Annotated in this window: 7 protein-coding genes; 4 read left to right on the forward strand and 3 right to left on the reverse strand. The window is 68.1% G+C overall.

Annotated features, from left to right (window positions below):
- The first annotated feature begins 202 nt into the window (after positions 1–202).
- The 4 genes from MSG_RS19030 (at position 203) to MSG_RS19045 (ending at position 4,504) form a co-directional block, all read left to right on the forward strand.
- A complete protein-coding gene (locus MSG_RS19030) occupies positions 203–1,321 on the forward strand; it encodes a PPE family protein (RefSeq protein WP_258173958.1) in 1,119 nt (372 codons plus the stop codon).
- A gap of 193 nt (positions 1,322–1,514) precedes the next feature.
- Positions 1,515–2,642, forward strand: a complete 1,128-nt coding sequence (locus MSG_RS19035) for a YeiH family protein (protein WP_096442025.1) — start codon at positions 1,515–1,517, stop codon at positions 2,640–2,642.
- Between the two features lie 71 nt (positions 2,643–2,713).
- Positions 2,714–3,376, forward strand: coding sequence for a GAP family protein (locus MSG_RS19040; RefSeq protein ID WP_096442027.1), 663 nt, complete (start codon positions 2,714–2,716; stop codon positions 3,374–3,376).
- 51 nt (positions 3,377–3,427) lie between these two features.
- Positions 3,428–4,504 carry a PE-PPE domain-containing protein gene (locus MSG_RS19045; RefSeq protein ID WP_096442029.1) on the forward strand — a complete coding sequence of 359 codons (1,077 nt, stop codon included), beginning with the start codon at positions 3,428–3,430 and terminating at the stop codon, positions 4,502–4,504.
- Positions 4,505–4,509: 5 nt separating this feature from the next.
- Here the strand turns inward: MSG_RS19045 and MSG_RS19050 are convergent, their stop codons facing one another.
- The 3 genes from MSG_RS19050 to pks2 all read right to left on the reverse strand — a co-directional run bounded on the left by MSG_RS19050 (position 4,510) and on the right by pks2 (position 15,340).
- A complete protein-coding gene (locus MSG_RS19050; protein WP_096444666.1) occupies positions 4,510–7,485 on the reverse strand; it encodes an MMPL/RND family transporter in 2,976 nt (991 codons plus the stop codon).
- Between the two features lie 78 nt (positions 7,486–7,563).
- Positions 7,564–8,982 (reverse strand): condensation domain-containing protein, encoded by a 1,419-nt coding sequence (locus MSG_RS19055; RefSeq protein ID WP_096442031.1) that lies wholly within the window; start codon positions 8,980–8,982, stop codon positions 7,564–7,566.
- 22 nt (positions 8,983–9,004) lie between these two features.
- Positions 9,005–15,340, reverse strand: a complete 6,336-nt coding sequence (gene pks2, locus MSG_RS19060) for a sulfolipid-1 biosynthesis phthioceranic/hydroxyphthioceranic acid synthase (RefSeq protein ID WP_096444667.1) — start codon at positions 15,338–15,340, stop codon at positions 9,005–9,007.
- Positions 15,341–15,465: the final 125 nt, after the last annotated feature.

The raw sequence follows: 15,465 nt of genomic DNA on the forward strand, positions 1-15,465 counted from the left end.
TTTCCACCATCTGAATCGCCCACTGCCGCTTCGTTATCGAGCACGCGTCGTTGACGCGCGCGGATTCGCGCGCCCCGACGCGGGTTCATTCCGCTTGACGCAAGGAGAAGCCCGATGACAACTGCCACGACACGGCCCAAAACGACAGTGAGAATGGAGCGGTCGCAATGACCATGTTGCTCGACTATGGCCCCCCTCGGAAATCAACTCCGGCAAGATGCATGCCGGCCCGGGATCGGCATCGATGCTGCGCGCCGCAGCCGCCTGGACCGAATTGGCAGCCGAATTGCGCTCCCACGCGGCCCCTTACGGGTCAGCAGTCTCCGTCCTGACCAGCCAAAGCTGGCGTGGTGCCGCGTCGCTTGCCATGGCGGATGCAGCCGCGCCATATGTGGTGTGGATGAATATGACTGCGATGCAGGCAGAGCAGACCGCGGAACAGGCAACGGCCGCCGCCTCGGCCTTCGAGACAGCGTTCGCAATGACGGTGCCCCCCGCGGCGATCGCGATCAACCGCACCGCGCTGGCGTCGCTGGTCGCGTCGAACACATTCGGGCAGAACGCGTCAGCAATCGCGGCCACCGAAGCCCACTACGGAGAAATGTGGGCGCAGGACGCTGCCGCCATGTACGGCTACGCCGGGCAGTCGGCCGCGGCCACCAAGGTGCCGTCGTTCAGCACGGCACCACAAACGACCAACTCCGGCGGTCAGAACGAACAGGTCGCCGCGGTTACTCAGGCCGCCAGCTCGTCGGCGACGACCGAAACGCAGGCGACATTGTCGCAAGCCGCACCGTCGATTACCTCGACCCTGCAGAATCTTTCGTCTCCCGCCGCTGCCACCTCCTCAAACTCGTCGTCGATCCTGGATCCCAACGCCAACTTCTGGAACACGCTGACGTCGACCGGAGCCCTCAATCCGTCCCAGATCGTCACGGCATCCACGCTCGGGACCAACGGCGCCAGCAGCATCGTAGGCGACGGGGCGCTGGACAGCTTCGCAACGCTAGCGTCGTCGTACGGCGCTGGCGCGCAAGAAATCTCCGGTCCCGCAACCTCGGTGACAGCAGGATTGGGACAGGCGACATCGATCGGACACTTGTCGGCGCCGTCCGACTGGGCTGCGACAGCCCCGCCGGCAGCTCCGCTCAGCCCGGCGTTGGCAACCAGCCCCATCGGCGCGCAGGCGCAAGCCGCATCCGGCATGCCCGGGATTGCGCCGGCCACCCTGGCCGAGCACGCGACACTACGTGCCGTCCTTCCGGACAACCGGTTTCTTGCCCGCCCGCCGATGGTGCCGCGGTGGCCGTCCACCGGATAAGGCGCAGCGCCACCTAGATTCACCGCGATCTAATCACTTGGTCCGCGATGCAGCGCGCGCCACTATGCGTGCGTGAGCGAATGGCGTGGCCGAGTCGCATCAATCTCGGTGGACTGGTGGGCGACCCTGGTCGCCGGGGTGATCACCGCGCTGGCGGTGGCCGGCGTGCTCCCGAAGATTCCGTGGTGAATCCATGAGCACCACCGATGTCGGATCCCTCGAACCCGACGAGACGGTGGCCGAGCCGAGCTTCACCAGCAACCGACCGCTGGACTACGTGCCGGGCATCTTGCTGCTGATCGGGGTGGGGCTGCTGGGTAAGTACGCCCAGATCTGGTGGAACACACTGGCCAAGCACGAACACTGGCGTGTGCCCGATATCGAATACGTGTTGTGGGCCATCGTGATTGGGTTGCTGATCACCAACACCGTGGGCCTGCACCGGATCTTTCGCCCGGGCGTGCAGACCTACGAGTTCTGGCTCAAGGTCGGCATCGTGGTGCTCGGGGCGCGGTTCGTGCTGGGCGACATCATCAAGCTCGGCGGCCTGAGCCTGGTCCAAATTCTGGTGGACATGGTGATCGCGGGAACGATCATCATCGTCGTGGCGCGGGCGTTCGGGTTGTCCGGCAAGCTGGGCTCGCTGCTGGCGATCGGCACGTCGATCTGCGGCGTGTCGGCCATCGTGGCCGCCAAGGGCGCGATCCGCGCCCGCAACTCCGACGTCGGCTACGCCATCGCGGCGATCCTGGCGCTGGGTGCGGTGGCCCTGTTCGTGTTGCCGCCGCTGGGGCACGCCATCGGCCTGACCGACCGGGAATTCGGGTTGTGGGCGGGGCTGGCCGTGGACAACACCGCCGAGACGACCGCGACCGGCTACCTGTTCTCCGATCACGCCGGCAAGATCGCGGTGCTGGTCAAGTCGACCCGCAACGCGCTGATCGGATTCGTCGTACTCGGCTTCGCCCTGTACTGGGCGGGCCGCGGCCAGGCCGACGAGATCGCCCCCGGCGCAAAGGCCAAGGCTGCATTCGTCTGGCAGAAATTCCCGAAGTTCGTGCTGGGCTTTTTGGCGGTATCGGCGATCGCGACCGCGCACTGGCTGAGCAAAGGGCAAACCGCCAACCTCGCCAACGTGTCGAAGTGGGCGTTCCTGCTCACCTTTGCCGGCGTCGGCCTCAACACCGACATCCGCCAAATCGCGCGCACCGGATGGCGTCCGCTCGTCGTTGCTGTGATCGGGCTGACGGTCGTGGCATCGGTCTCGCTGGGCATCGTCCTGCTCACCTCGCGCGTATTGCATTGGGGCACAGGCGCCTAGCGCAGTCGCAACCCCGACCCGGTAACGTGGCGCGAATGCGGCCGACGCGGATAGACGCCTGACGCCCCGCGATGTGGATCACCATCCTGGTCATGGCCGTCGCGATGAGCCTGGAGCCGTTCCGGATCGGCATGACCGTGCTGATGCTCAATCGGCCCAGGCCGACGCTGCAACTGCTCGCATTCCTGTCCGGCGGTTTCGCGATGGGCATGACCGTGGGCCTTCTCGTCTTGTTCGTACTGCAACGCAAGCTGCTGACCTCGTCCCACGTCAGCCTGCCGGGACTGCAGATGCTGATCGGTGCGCTGGCACTGCTGGTGGCGGCGGTGCTGGCCGCACAGGTCGTGACCCGGGGCAACGGCGGGGAAACGCCTGCCACCGAACGGCTCTCGCCGCGGATGCGGCGACTGCTCACCGGGCGTTCGCTTTGGGTTGCCGGGGTGGCCGGCCTCGGGATGGCCCTGCCCTCCGTCGACTATCTGGCCGCGCTGACCGTCATCGTGGCGTCCGGGACGGCCGCCCTGACCCAGATCTCCGCCCTGGTGGTCTTCCATGTCGTGGCGTTCGCGCTCGTGGAGATCCCCCTGCTCGCCTACTTGCTGGCGCCCCGGCAGACGCATGCGTCGATGACCGCGTTGCACAGGTGGGTTCGGTCTCGTCGCCGCCTCGAGGTCGCCGCCGTGCTGGCGACGGCCGGATGCGTGCTACTCGCCGTCGGCGTAACGGGCCGATAGGGCAGGCATGCAGTACTGTGGACGGCAGCAACTCGGGGGGACACGAAGCGGATGAAGCAGCTGATCGCTGGAGCGCTCGCCACCTTGGTGGTCGGTTCGGCCGGGGGACTCGGGACGGGCATCGCATCGAGTGACCCGGGATTGCCCTGGGCGCCCCCCGCGCCGTCCCCGGTCGGGGACGACGCCAACGCGAAAACCGTTTACGCGCTTGGTGGTGCGCGGGCACCGGGTATTCCCTGGTACGACTACACCAATCGCGCGGGCTCCGCATATTTTCCGAAAGCCAAGCGCGACCTCATCGACTATCCGGCCGGCGCACCGTTCAGCTGGGTGCCGCAGGAGCTGTTCCCCGGACGGCGGGACAACGTGACGATCGGTCAGGCTGCCGATCAAGCCACGAACAGCCTGGATCAGGCCATCCGCCGCGGAACCGAGCCGGCCGCCGCCGTCGGGTTGTCGCAGGGCACCCTGGCCCTCGACCAGGAACAGGTGCGGCTGGCCCACGATCCGACCGCGCCACCGCCAGACAAGCTGCAGTTCACCACGATTGGTGATCCGATGGGCACCCACGCGTTCGGGGCCAGCTTCCTGGCCGGCATCTTCAAGCCCGGCGACTACGTCCCGTTCATCGACTACACGATGCCGCGGCCGGTGGACAGCCAATACGACACCAACCGGGTCATCGCCTCCTACGACGGTCTCGCCGATTTCCCCGACCGCCCGGACAATCTGCTGGCCGACGCCAACGCGGCCGTCGGGTCGGCGATCGTGCACACCCCTGCCGCATTTACCGGCCCCGACGCCGTGCCCCCGCAGAACATCAGGACCACCGTCAACTCGCGCGGGGCGACGACGACGACGTATCTGATTCCAGTGAACCATCTTCCGCTGACGCTGCCGCTGCGCTACCTGGGTTGGTCCGACGGCTTGGTGAACCAGATCGACGCGATCCTGCAGCCCCAGATTGATGCGGGCTACTCGCGCAACGACAATGTGCTCAACCGGCCGACGTACGTGGATCCCGCACATGGGATGGACCCCGTCGGCAGCCTCGATCCCGGCACTCGCGATTCGATCGAGAACGCGTTCGCGCAGCTGCGCGGGTTCCTCCCGCCGCCACCCGGCTGAGCCGGTTACGTCTCGGCCACGGCGTCGAACACAGTCTTTTTCTTGGCTTTTCGCGTGGGCGGGCTGGGCCACCAGCCGGCCCGGCCGACCAGCGCGGCGATAGCGGGCACGGTGATGGTGCGCACCACGAACGTGTCGACCAGGATGCCCACCCCGATCACGAAGCCGGATTGGACGACGGCGCCGATGCTGGAGAACAGCAGCCCGAACATCGATGCGGCGAAGATCAGGCCCGCCGCGGTGATGACCGCGCCGGTGGAACGCACGGTTCGAATCACGCCGGTGCGCACACCGAACGGGGACTCGTCACGCAGCCGCGAGGCGAGCAACATGTTGTAGTCCGCGCCGACGGCGACCAGCACCACGAAGGCCAACCCCGCTACGCTCCAATGCAATTCCTGCCGCAACATGATCTGGAACACCAACACACCGACCCCGACCGCCGACAGGCAGGACACGATCACCGACCCGACCAGATACAGCGGCGCCACTATCGCGCGCAGCAGCGCGACGAGGATCAACAGCACGACGGTGATGGTCACCACGACGATGAGCAGGATGTCGTGGTCGTAGTAATCCCGGGTATCGCGCAGGGTGACCGGATATCCCGAGATCGATACCGAGGCGTTGGACAACGACGTGTTCGGCTGCGCGCCTTTGGCGGTGGCCAGAATGGTGTTTACCTGGTTCATCGCCGCCGTGCTGAACGGATCGAGGCCGGTCTGGATGAAGTAGCGCGCCGAATGGCCGTCCGGCGAGATGAAGGACCGCGCAAGCCTTCTGAAGTCCTCGGTGCCGAGTGCGCGAGCGGGGATGTTGAACCCGGCCATCGACGGCTGCGACGCGTCCTGTCCCATGTCGATCAGAAACGCCGAGGCCCGACCCAGCCCCACACCCATCCGCTTGACCTCGTCGACCAGCAACTGCACGCCGTCGGCCACCTGGCGGCCCGCGCTGGCCAGGTCGTTGGCGCCGTGTTGCACCATTGCGATCCTCGATCGAGCCGTGCCCGGGTTGTCCATGCCCAGGTTGTGCAGCGAACCGACAGCGCCCTGCAACGTTCGGCTCAGGCCGCGCACGGTGGCGGCCAGCGTCTGAACGGACTGCGCCGACTGCAGTTGCCGGAACAGGTCGGAGATCTTGTTCAGGGTTCCGTCGTCGCGGGCGGTGATCAGCTTGTGGAACTGGGCGCGGGCGGAGCCGCACACCGGATTGGCGTCGCAGATGAGGCTGGCATCCAGGGCGGCGATGACGGCGTCGACCCACTCGAAGTTGTTCAGGGCTCCCGAGAAGTTGATCTGCAGCATGTCGCCCAGTGCGCGCATGCTGCTGACGAGCCGTGCGGCAGTGTCGATTTCGCCGAGGGTCTTGGAACCCCCGAAGATCTTCTCGACCGACGCCAGCGCGTCGACCAGGCTCGTGATGCCCCCGATGGCCTGACCGACCTGGTTCCGCACATCGCCGAGCTTGTCGGCCAGCAGCCCGGCTCCGGAGGCCAGCCGGTTGAGATCGCCTTCGCGGCCGGTGATTTGGTCGGCCCCGGCGCCCAGCTGTTTGCCCACCTGTCCCGCCTGATAGGTGGCCCTGGCCAGTTCGAGCGGCTGGCCGGTGGGACGGGTGACGCCCCGGACCACGGCGACGCCCGGAATCTGGCTGATGCGCTGCGCCATCTGCTCGAGGTCGGCAAGCGCGAGCGGGCTGCGCAGATCGTCGGGTGATTGGACGAGCAGGTATTCCGGAATCGTCTGGTTCACCGGGAAATGGTGTTCGAGCGCGGCGTAACCGATCGAACTGCCGGCGGCGGCCGGCAACTGCTTGCGGTCGTCGTAGTTGAAATGAACGAAGGCCGTGCAGGTGGCCAGGGCGATCAGGACGATCAGGCTGACCACCAGGTATCGCCCGGGCGTTCGCACGATGCGTATTCCGGCGCGCCGCCAGAAGGCGGCGCCCTGCTCGCCGCGCGGGGCCACCCAGCCACGCGGCCCGGCCGCCGTCACGATGGCCGGCAGCAATGTCACTCCGGCCAGAAATGCGACGGCGATCGCGATCGCCAGTGCCGGGCCGACGGTCGAGAACAGCCCGAGCTTGGCGAAACCCATACCGAGGAAGGTGATTCCGACCGTCCCCGCCGACGCGGCGATCACCTTGCCGACGGAGGCCACCGCCCGTTTCACGGCACGATCCGAATCCTCGCCGAGGCGGACGTAGTCGTGATATCGGCCGAGGAAGAAGACCGCGTAATCCGTTCCGGCGCCGGCGATCATCGCGGACAACAACACGATCGTCTGGTTCGACACCGCCATCCCGGTCAGCGCGGAGACACCGGAAACCAACGCCTGCGCGATCACCAGGGCCGACCCGATAGTGACCAGGGGCAGCAGCATGGTGACCGGGCGGCGGTAGATGACAGCCAGGATCACCACCAGCAACACCATGATCGCCAGTTCGATCGACACCCGGTCGCGCGCCCCCGCGTCGGTCAAATCCGCGACGGTGCCGGCGGGCCCGGTCATGTCGGCCCGCAGGCCGGATCCGCCGTGCTTCAGTGTGTCGTTCACCAGGCCGACGACGTCGTTGTAGGCCCGGTAGGACTCGGGGGTACCCAGCTCGCCGGCCAAGCCCACGGGCAGGATCCACGCCTTGTTGTCCTTGCTGACCAGCAGGTCACGCAGCGGCGGGGCGCTGAGGAAGTCCTGCAGCATCACGACGTCTTTGGTGTCACGGCGCAGGCGATCCACCAAGCCCCGATACGCGCCTTCGTCGGCCGGGCCCAAGCCCTTGGCCCCGTCCTGATTGGTCAGCAGAACAATCAGCACGTTTTCCGACCCGGCTTCGCCGAATGCCTTGGTGATCTTTTTCGCCGCCACGACCGACGCCGCGTCGGCCGGCAGCAACGCGACGGGGTGTCGCTGCGACATCTGGGTCAGCGAGGGCACCGTGCTGGGCAGCAGCAGGGCCAGCACCAGCCAGCACCCGATCACGATCCACGGGCGCCGCGCCACCAACTCGCCTAGCCGACCGAAGATCGCTGCACCCCCGGCCGTCCGCGATGCGTTCCGTCAGGCCACATGCCGCCGCCAGTGCCCGCCCTCGGCGACCCGTACGAAGACGGACTTCAACGCCTCCAGATAGCGCGCCACCGATTCCCGGGCCTCGGGATTGTCCGGGAACATCACCGTCACGGCGGTCTCCTGCTCCACCCGGATCACGTAGATCGACATCTGATACGAGTAGCGACCGTCGCTGTAGACGCCGATGTTGAGCCCGTCGAGTTCGGCGGTCAGCAGCGCCGACAGCGGGGCCGTGCCCGCGTCGAGGAAGTTGATCACCGGGAAGTTGGGCCGCGGCTTGTGTACCGTCGGGGCCAACTCCACCACCCGCTCATAGGGCACCTCGGCCAAATGCACGTCGGCGTCGAAGGATTGCTGCGCGGCGCGCGCGGCCTCCTCGAACGAGGAGTCGGCGATCGGGACGGTGACCGGGATCAGGCCGGTAAACCACCCCTGCGTGAGCGCATCGGCCGCCGTCTTGCGGGTGTCGCGGGGTGTGAGCCCGTAATAGGTGCTCGCCCCGGTCAATTCGTGCTCAGCCAGGCCGCAGCAGGCCAGCACTCCGCCGATGAACCGCGCACCGGCATCCCGGCAGAGCGACTCGAATTGAGCGGTCTGCGGCTCGTCCAGCATTGTCACCGTGACGATGTCGGCCTGGCTGGGCAGCGAGGCGTCGCCGAGCGGCAGTGCGAATTCGGGCAGACTGCCGCCGTTGCTCTCGGCGAACTGTGTCCAGGCACGAACCTGCGGGGACTCCGCGGTCAGCTCGTCGGTGAAACCGCGCTGCCGGAGACAGAATTCGTCGTAACTGCCCGCCGGCGGCAGCTCGAGGGGCGCTCCCCCGCCGACCAGGGACCCGTACATCATGTGGAACTCCATCAGCGTCACTCCGACGACCATCGCGTCCACGTGCACATGGTCGATGCTCGCGTAGAAGGTGAAGTGGTCGTCGCTCTGGATGACGCCGAACCGAAAACATCCCCACTGCAACGGGTCCGGGGTGTGCACCGCGAGGTCCCGGATTTCGCCGAGCGTCAGCTCACCGTGCTTGACGGGCACGAATTCGATGGCCGCCGAGTCCGCCACGGTGTGCCGGACGATCCGGTCGTCGTCGGCGTACTCGAACCAGCTGCGATAGGTGTCGTGGCGCCGAACATGGGCGTTGACAACGTAATTCACCGCCCGAAGGTCGCACCGGCCGGGTTGGTCGCTGCTGATGATCATCAGCCGGGAGTAATCGAGTCCCTTGGCCTTCTGCTCGACGTAACCCCGGATGTGCTGTGCCTGCATGTAGCTCACCGGCACCGAACTGACCGGCGCGGCAGCCACCCGCTCCAGCGTGGCCGGCGTCGGCTGCCACGAGACGGTGTCACCCGGGACCGGGTCCCAATCGAACAGCGTTCCAACTGTTAACGGCCCTACCCGCACTGGTTTGTCTCCTCGTTTCGTTTCAGCTGGTCGCCAACGCGGCTTCCGTGGTTGCCAGCTCCTCGCAAAGGTGCTCTGCCAGACCACGAACGGTGGTGATCTTCGTGGGACTGATACGAACCCCGGTCTCGGTTTCGATCCGGGTCCGCAGCTCCAGGTTGCCCAGCGAATCCAGCCCGTACTCGGACAGCGGCCGATCCGGATCGATGGTGCGACGCAACAGCAGGCTGATCTGATCCGATATCAACCGCCGGATCATGCCGGGCCACTCGTCGGGCGGCGCCGCGTTCAGTTCGGCGACGAATTTCCCTTTGTCCGCCTGGCCGTTCGCCATGGACTGGAACGCTTCGGCGAAGCGGCTGCGCTGCGCGAAGGCGTTGAGCCAGGCCGTGCCCATGATCGGCGCATAGCAAGAGTACGGGCGGCTGTAGCGCACCAGCGACTGAAATGCCCAATAGCCCTCCGCGGGCGCGATCGAGGCGCCCGTCTCCTCGGCCATGGCCGTGGCGCGAACGTGGCCGACCTCGGCCCACGCGCCCCAAGCGATCGCGGTGCTCGGCAAGCCCTGGGCGCGTCGCCAGTGGGCAAAGGCGTTCAGCCAGCTGTTCGCCGCCGCGTAGGCACCCTGCCCCGGCGAGCCCACCAACGCCGCCGCCGTCGAAAAGGTGCAGAACCAATCCAGCGGCTGGTCGGCTTCTATTTCCTGCACGGCCTGATGCAGGTTCCACCCGCCGTAAGCCTTTGGCGCCCAACACCGGTCGATCAGGTCGTCGGTGACGTTGAACAGCGTGGCGTCCTCGACGACCCCCGCCGAATGCAGCACGCCCCGCAGCGGCAAGCCGGATGCGGTCGCGACCGTCACCAGGCGTCGGGCAAAAGCGGGGTCGGCGACGTCGCCGCACTCCACCTGGACGTCGGCGCCCCGGGCGCGCAGCGACTCGATGACTTCCCGCGCCCGAGCGTTCGGTGCCGAGCGGGAGTTCAGCACGATCCGTCCGCAGCCGGTCGCGGCCATCTCGCCACCCAGGTACAACCCGAGCCCGGTCAGTCCGCCGGTGATGATGTAGGCGCCGTCGCGGCGGAACACCGGCTTCTCCTCCGGCGGTACGACGGCCACGCTGGATCCGGTGTGCGGAATGTCGAGCAGCACTTTTCCGGTGTGGCCCGCCGCACCGACCAAACGCACGGCCGCGGCCGCATCGGCCACCGGGTAGTGCGTGATCGGCGGCAGCGGCAGCGTCCCGTCGGCCGTGTGTTGGTAGACCGTGTTCAGCAGGCGCGCAACGACTTCCGGGTGTGTGTGCGTCAGCAGCGCGAGATCGACGGCATACAGCGAGAGGTTGCGCCGGAACGGGAACAGCCCCAGCCGGGTGTCGCCGTAGATGTCGCGTTTGCCGATTTCGACGAATCGCCCACCGAAGGCCAGCAATTCGACTCCCGCGCGTTGCCCGGCGCCGGGCAGCGAATTGAGCACGACGTCGACACCATAGCCGTCGGTATCGTCGCGGATCTGCTCGGCGAAGTCGGTGCTGCGAGAGTCGTAGACATGCTTGATACCCATGTCGCGCAACAACTCTCGCCGATGCGGGCTGCCCGCCGTGGCAAAGATCTCGCAACCGGCGGCGCGGGCGATCGCGATCGCCGCCTGCCCGACCCCGCCGGTGCCCGAATGGATCAGCACCTTCTCGCCCGGCGCTATGCGGGCCAGATCGTGCAGGCCGTACCAGGCGGTTGCCGCCGCGGTCGGCACCGCCGCCGCGTCGGCGAGCGGAACCTCGGGCGGTAGCGCGACCGCGAGACGCGCGTCGCAGGTGACGAACGTGCTCCAGCACCCGTTGCGGGACAAGCCCGCCACCCGATCGCCGACCCGATGCCCGGTGACGCCCGACCCGACCGCGGTCACCACGCCGGCGAAGTCGATGCCCAGTTGTTGGCGGTAACCCTCGAAGGTGGGGTAGCGGCCGAAGGCGACGAGCACGTCGGCGAAGTTGACGCTGGACGCGGTCACCGCGACTTCGATCTCGCCCGGGCCCGGCTCGGCCCGGTTCACCGCGACGAACTCCAGCGACTCCAGGTCACCGGGAGCGCGGACCTGCAACCGCATGCCATCGCGCCCGTGGTCTACCACCGTGGTCAACCGTTCGTCCGGCCGCAGCGGACCGGACCGCAGCCGCGCGGTGTACCAATCCCCACTGCGCCAAGCGGTTTCGTCCTCCTCGGACCCGCTCTGCAATTGCCGCGACAGCTGCGCGACGTCGGTGTCGTCGTCGACGTCGATCTGGGTCGCGCTCAGGTGGGGGTATTCGGAGTCGATCACCCGGATCAGGCCGCGCAACCCGCCCTGTTCGAGGTTCGCCCGATCCTCCTCGAGCACGGTGGCCGCGTTTCTGGTCACGACGAACAGCCGGGGCGCCCCGCCGGGCAACTCCGCCAGCTCGCGGGCGATCCCGACCAGCTGCGCGACGTAGTCGCGGCCGCGCCGCAACTGATCGGCGTCATCGGTAGCCGCTGCGGTCACCACGACCACGCCGGCAAGCCCGCGTGCGGAACCCTGGGGTCCGTCACCACCGAGCAACCCGCGCAGCGCCGTCGGGTCACCCGACTCGAGCGGTCCCGGAGGCAGGTGCGCGGTATTGCATTGCGCGCCATCGGAACTCAACGCACCGGCGAGTTGTTCGGTCAGCGAATCGCCGTCCTGCGCGCTGAGCAGCAGCCAGGTGCCGGACTCGGGCTGTGCCACCTCCGGCAGCTCACGCGACTCCCACTCGATGGTGAACAGCCGCTCGTTCATCAGGCGGTTGGCGTGTTCATGCTCGGAAACCCCGGCCGACAGTTCCAACCCCTCGACGGTCAACAGCACCGTGCCCGACTGGTCCAAGATCTCCAGGTCGGCCTCGCACTCGCCGGCCGGCGAGGCCGTGACACGGGTCAGGCAGTAATGGGCGGTGCGGGTCGAATGGTAGTTGCGCAGCCGGCGCACGCCCACCGGCAGGAGCAGGCCGCCGGCGCCGGCCTTCTGCAGCTGGGGGTGCACGATGACCGACTGGAAGCAGGCGTCCAGCAGCGCGGGGTGGGTGACGTAGGCCGACTGCTGGGAGCGGATGGCCCCGGGCAGCGCCACCTCGGCGAGCGCGGTGGTGACTTGTCCCCCGGTACCGTCGATCCCGTCGCCGGTGTATACGGCGGCCAGGCCGGCGAAGGCTGGGCCGTATTGGATGCCGACGCCGTCGAAGGCGTCGCGCAGGTCGGCGCCGTCCATCCGGGTCGGGTGGGCAGCGAGCAGCGCCTCGATGTCATGCGTGGGCGGCGGTTGCACGTCCGTCCCGGCGTGCAGGATGGCGCTCGCGCGCCGAACGCGCTGGCCCTCCTCGTGCGTGTCGACAGCGAATTCGAGTGCGCCGGAGGCCGAGACCGTCGCCGACGACGACGCCACCGTCTGGTCGTCGAGCAACAGCGTCGCCTCGAACGAGATGTCGTGCACCTCGGCCTCCTCGCCGAGCGTGGTGCGCGCCGCGGTCAGTGCCATCTCGCAGTAGGCGGCACCGGGAAGCGTTGCCACGCTGTGGAGTTGGTGGTCGGCAAGCCACGGGTGGGCGTCGATGCCCACCTGGCCCTGCCACACGTGGCGTTCCGGCTCCTCGCGCAGGTGCACGTGCGCACCGAGCAGCGGGTGCACGGCCTGCACCGAGGCACCCGACAGTTGCTCGCCGGATTCCCGGCTGAGCAGCAGCTTGCGGCGAGTCCAGGTCGGCAACGGCGCCTCCACCAGCTGCCCGCTGGGGTACTGGGTGGCGAAATCCACTGCGGCACCGGCGCTGTGCACGTCGGCGACAAAACCCCGCAGGCCGTACGGCAGTTGCGCCTCCCGCCGCATGGCCGCCAGCGCGGCGATCGGCATGTCCAGGCTGGCGGCGTTCTGCTCGACGGCGTAGGTGAGCAGCGGATGCGGCGCCAGCTCGCCGAAGACCCGGAACCCGTCCTTGAGGGCCGCCTGCACAGCGGCGGCAAATCGCACCGTGTAGCGCAGGTTTTCGGCCCAGTAGTCGGCGGTGAACGACGGCTGTTCGCGCGGGTCCCACAGCGTGGCGGAGTAGTACGGGACCTCGGGCGCCCTCGGCTCGAGATCGGCGAGGACCTCCAGCAGCTCATCGAGAATCGGGTCGACCTGCGGCGAGTGCGACGCGACATCCACGGCCACCTCGCGCGCCAGCACGTCCTGTTGCTCCCACATCGCGACTAGGGAGCGGATCGACTCGGTGGCACCTCCGACGACCGTCGACGTCGGGGAGGCGACCACGGACAGCACGACGTCGGACACGCCCCGCATGGACAGCTCCGACAACACTTGCTGCCCGGGCAGTTCCACCGACGCCATCGCGCCGCTGCCCGCGACGCGCTTCATCAGCCGCGAGCGGCGGCAGATGACCCGCAGCCCGTCTTCGAGCGACAACGCTCCGGCGACGACGGCCGCGGCCGCCTCGCCCAGCGAGTGGCCGATCACCGCACCCGGGCGCACGCCGTAGGACGTCATCGTCTCGGCCAGCGCCACCTGCAGCGCGAAGATCGTCGGCTGCACGCGGTCGATCCCGTTGACGGTCTCGGCCGCCAACATCGCCTCGGTCACCGAAAAGCCCGATTCCCGGGCGATCACCGGCTCGATCGCCGCGACGGTCGCGGCGAAGACCGGCTCGGTGGCCAGCAGCTCGGCGCCCATCTTCGACCACTGCGAACCCTGCCCGGAGAACACCCATACCGGGCCGCGGTCGTCCTGGCCCACGGCGGGCTGCACCGGGATGTCGCCCTCCACGATGCCCCGCAGGGCCGCACCGAGTTCGGCGAAGCTGCCCGCCGACACTACCGCGCGCACCGGCCGGTGCGCCCGGCGGCGCGACAAGGTGTAGCCCAGATCGCGCAGGCCGACGGCGCCGGCGCGCTCGTCGACGCCCTGCTCCTCCAGCCAATCCGCCAGCCGGGCCGCCGTCTCCCGCAGTTGCTCGGCCGAGGTCGACGAGACCGGGAACAGCAGCGGGCCGTCCGGCTGTGCGGGGACCTGCGCAGCCGCGTGTTCTGGTGCTTGTTCTAAGACGGCGTGCACGTTGGTGCCGGACATGCCGTACGACGACACCGCGGCGCGCCGCGGGTGGTGGCCGTTGGTCGGCCACGGCGTATTGGCCTGCGGCACGAACAGTTCGGTGTCGATCTCGGCCAGCTGGTCGGGCAGCCGGTTGAAGTGCAGGTTCTGCGGGACAACCCCGTGCTGCAGCGCGAGGATGGCCTTCATCATCCCCAGCACGCCCGACGTCGACTGCATGTGACCGAAGTTCGTCTTCACCGATGCCAGCGCGCAGGGCCCGTCGGTGCCGTAAACCGCCGCCAGGCTGGCGTATTCGACCGGGTCGCCGACCGGGGTGCCGGTGCCGTGCGCCTCGACCATGCCGACCGTGGTGGGGTCGACGCCGGCCACCGCCAGGGCCTTTCGGTAGGCCGCGACCTGCGCGTGCTCGGACGGCGCCGCGATGTTCGGGGTTCGGCCGTCCTGGTTGGCCGCGGTGCCCCGCACGACGGCCAGGATGCGATCGCCGTCGCGCTGCGCGTCGGGCAGCCGCTTGAGCATGAGCACCACGCAACCCTCACTCGAGGTGAACCCGTCGGCCGCGGCGTCGAACGCATGGCAGCGTCCGGTCGGCGACAACATGCCCTGCAGCGATCCCGCGACCGACTTCCGCGGCTCCAGGATCACCACCACGCCGCCGGCCAACGCCATGTCGCTCTCGCCGGTGTGCAGGCTGCCGCAGGCCTGGTGCACGGCCATCAACCCCGACGAGCAGGCGGTGTCGACCGTGGCCGCGGGTCCGTGCAGACCCAGCGTGTAGGACACGCGGCCGGACGCGAAACTGTTGCACGTGCCGGTGAATCCGTAGGGCCCCTCCGCCGCGCCGCAATCGGCGGACAGCAGCTCGTAATCACCGTGCGTCAATCCCACGAAGACGCCGGTCTGCGAACCGACCAGGGACGCCGGGTCCACCCCGGCATGCTCGATCGCGTCCCACGAGGTCTCGAGCAGCAGGCGATGCTGCGGGTCAATCGCGGTGGCCTCGCGCTCGGTCAGGCCGAAGAAATCACAGTCGAAGCCGCCGACGTCGTCAAGGAAGGCGCCCCATCGCGACACCGACCGGCCCGGCACGCCGGGTTCGGGGTCGTAGTAGAGGTCCGCATCCCAGCGGTCCGGGGGGATTTCGCCGATGAAGTCGTCGCCGCGTAACAACGCCTGCCACAAACGTTGCGGAGAATCGACTCCTCCGGGAAGGCGGCAGGCCATTCCGATAACAGCAACGGGTGTGATAGTTGCGGCGTGCAAAACGCAATCCCCCATCCTCGCCCATTCGTATTGGGCAATCAGTCAGCGACCACGCGAATGCGGAGGAAGCCCCGAGCGCGATCGGCGCGCGCCAACCCCCGTGTATTCGCCCCAGATTTACAATC

The organism is Mycobacterium shigaense (genome assembly GCF_002356315.1).
Lineage (GTDB): Bacteria > Actinomycetota > Actinomycetes > Mycobacteriales > Mycobacteriaceae > Mycobacterium > Mycobacterium shigaense.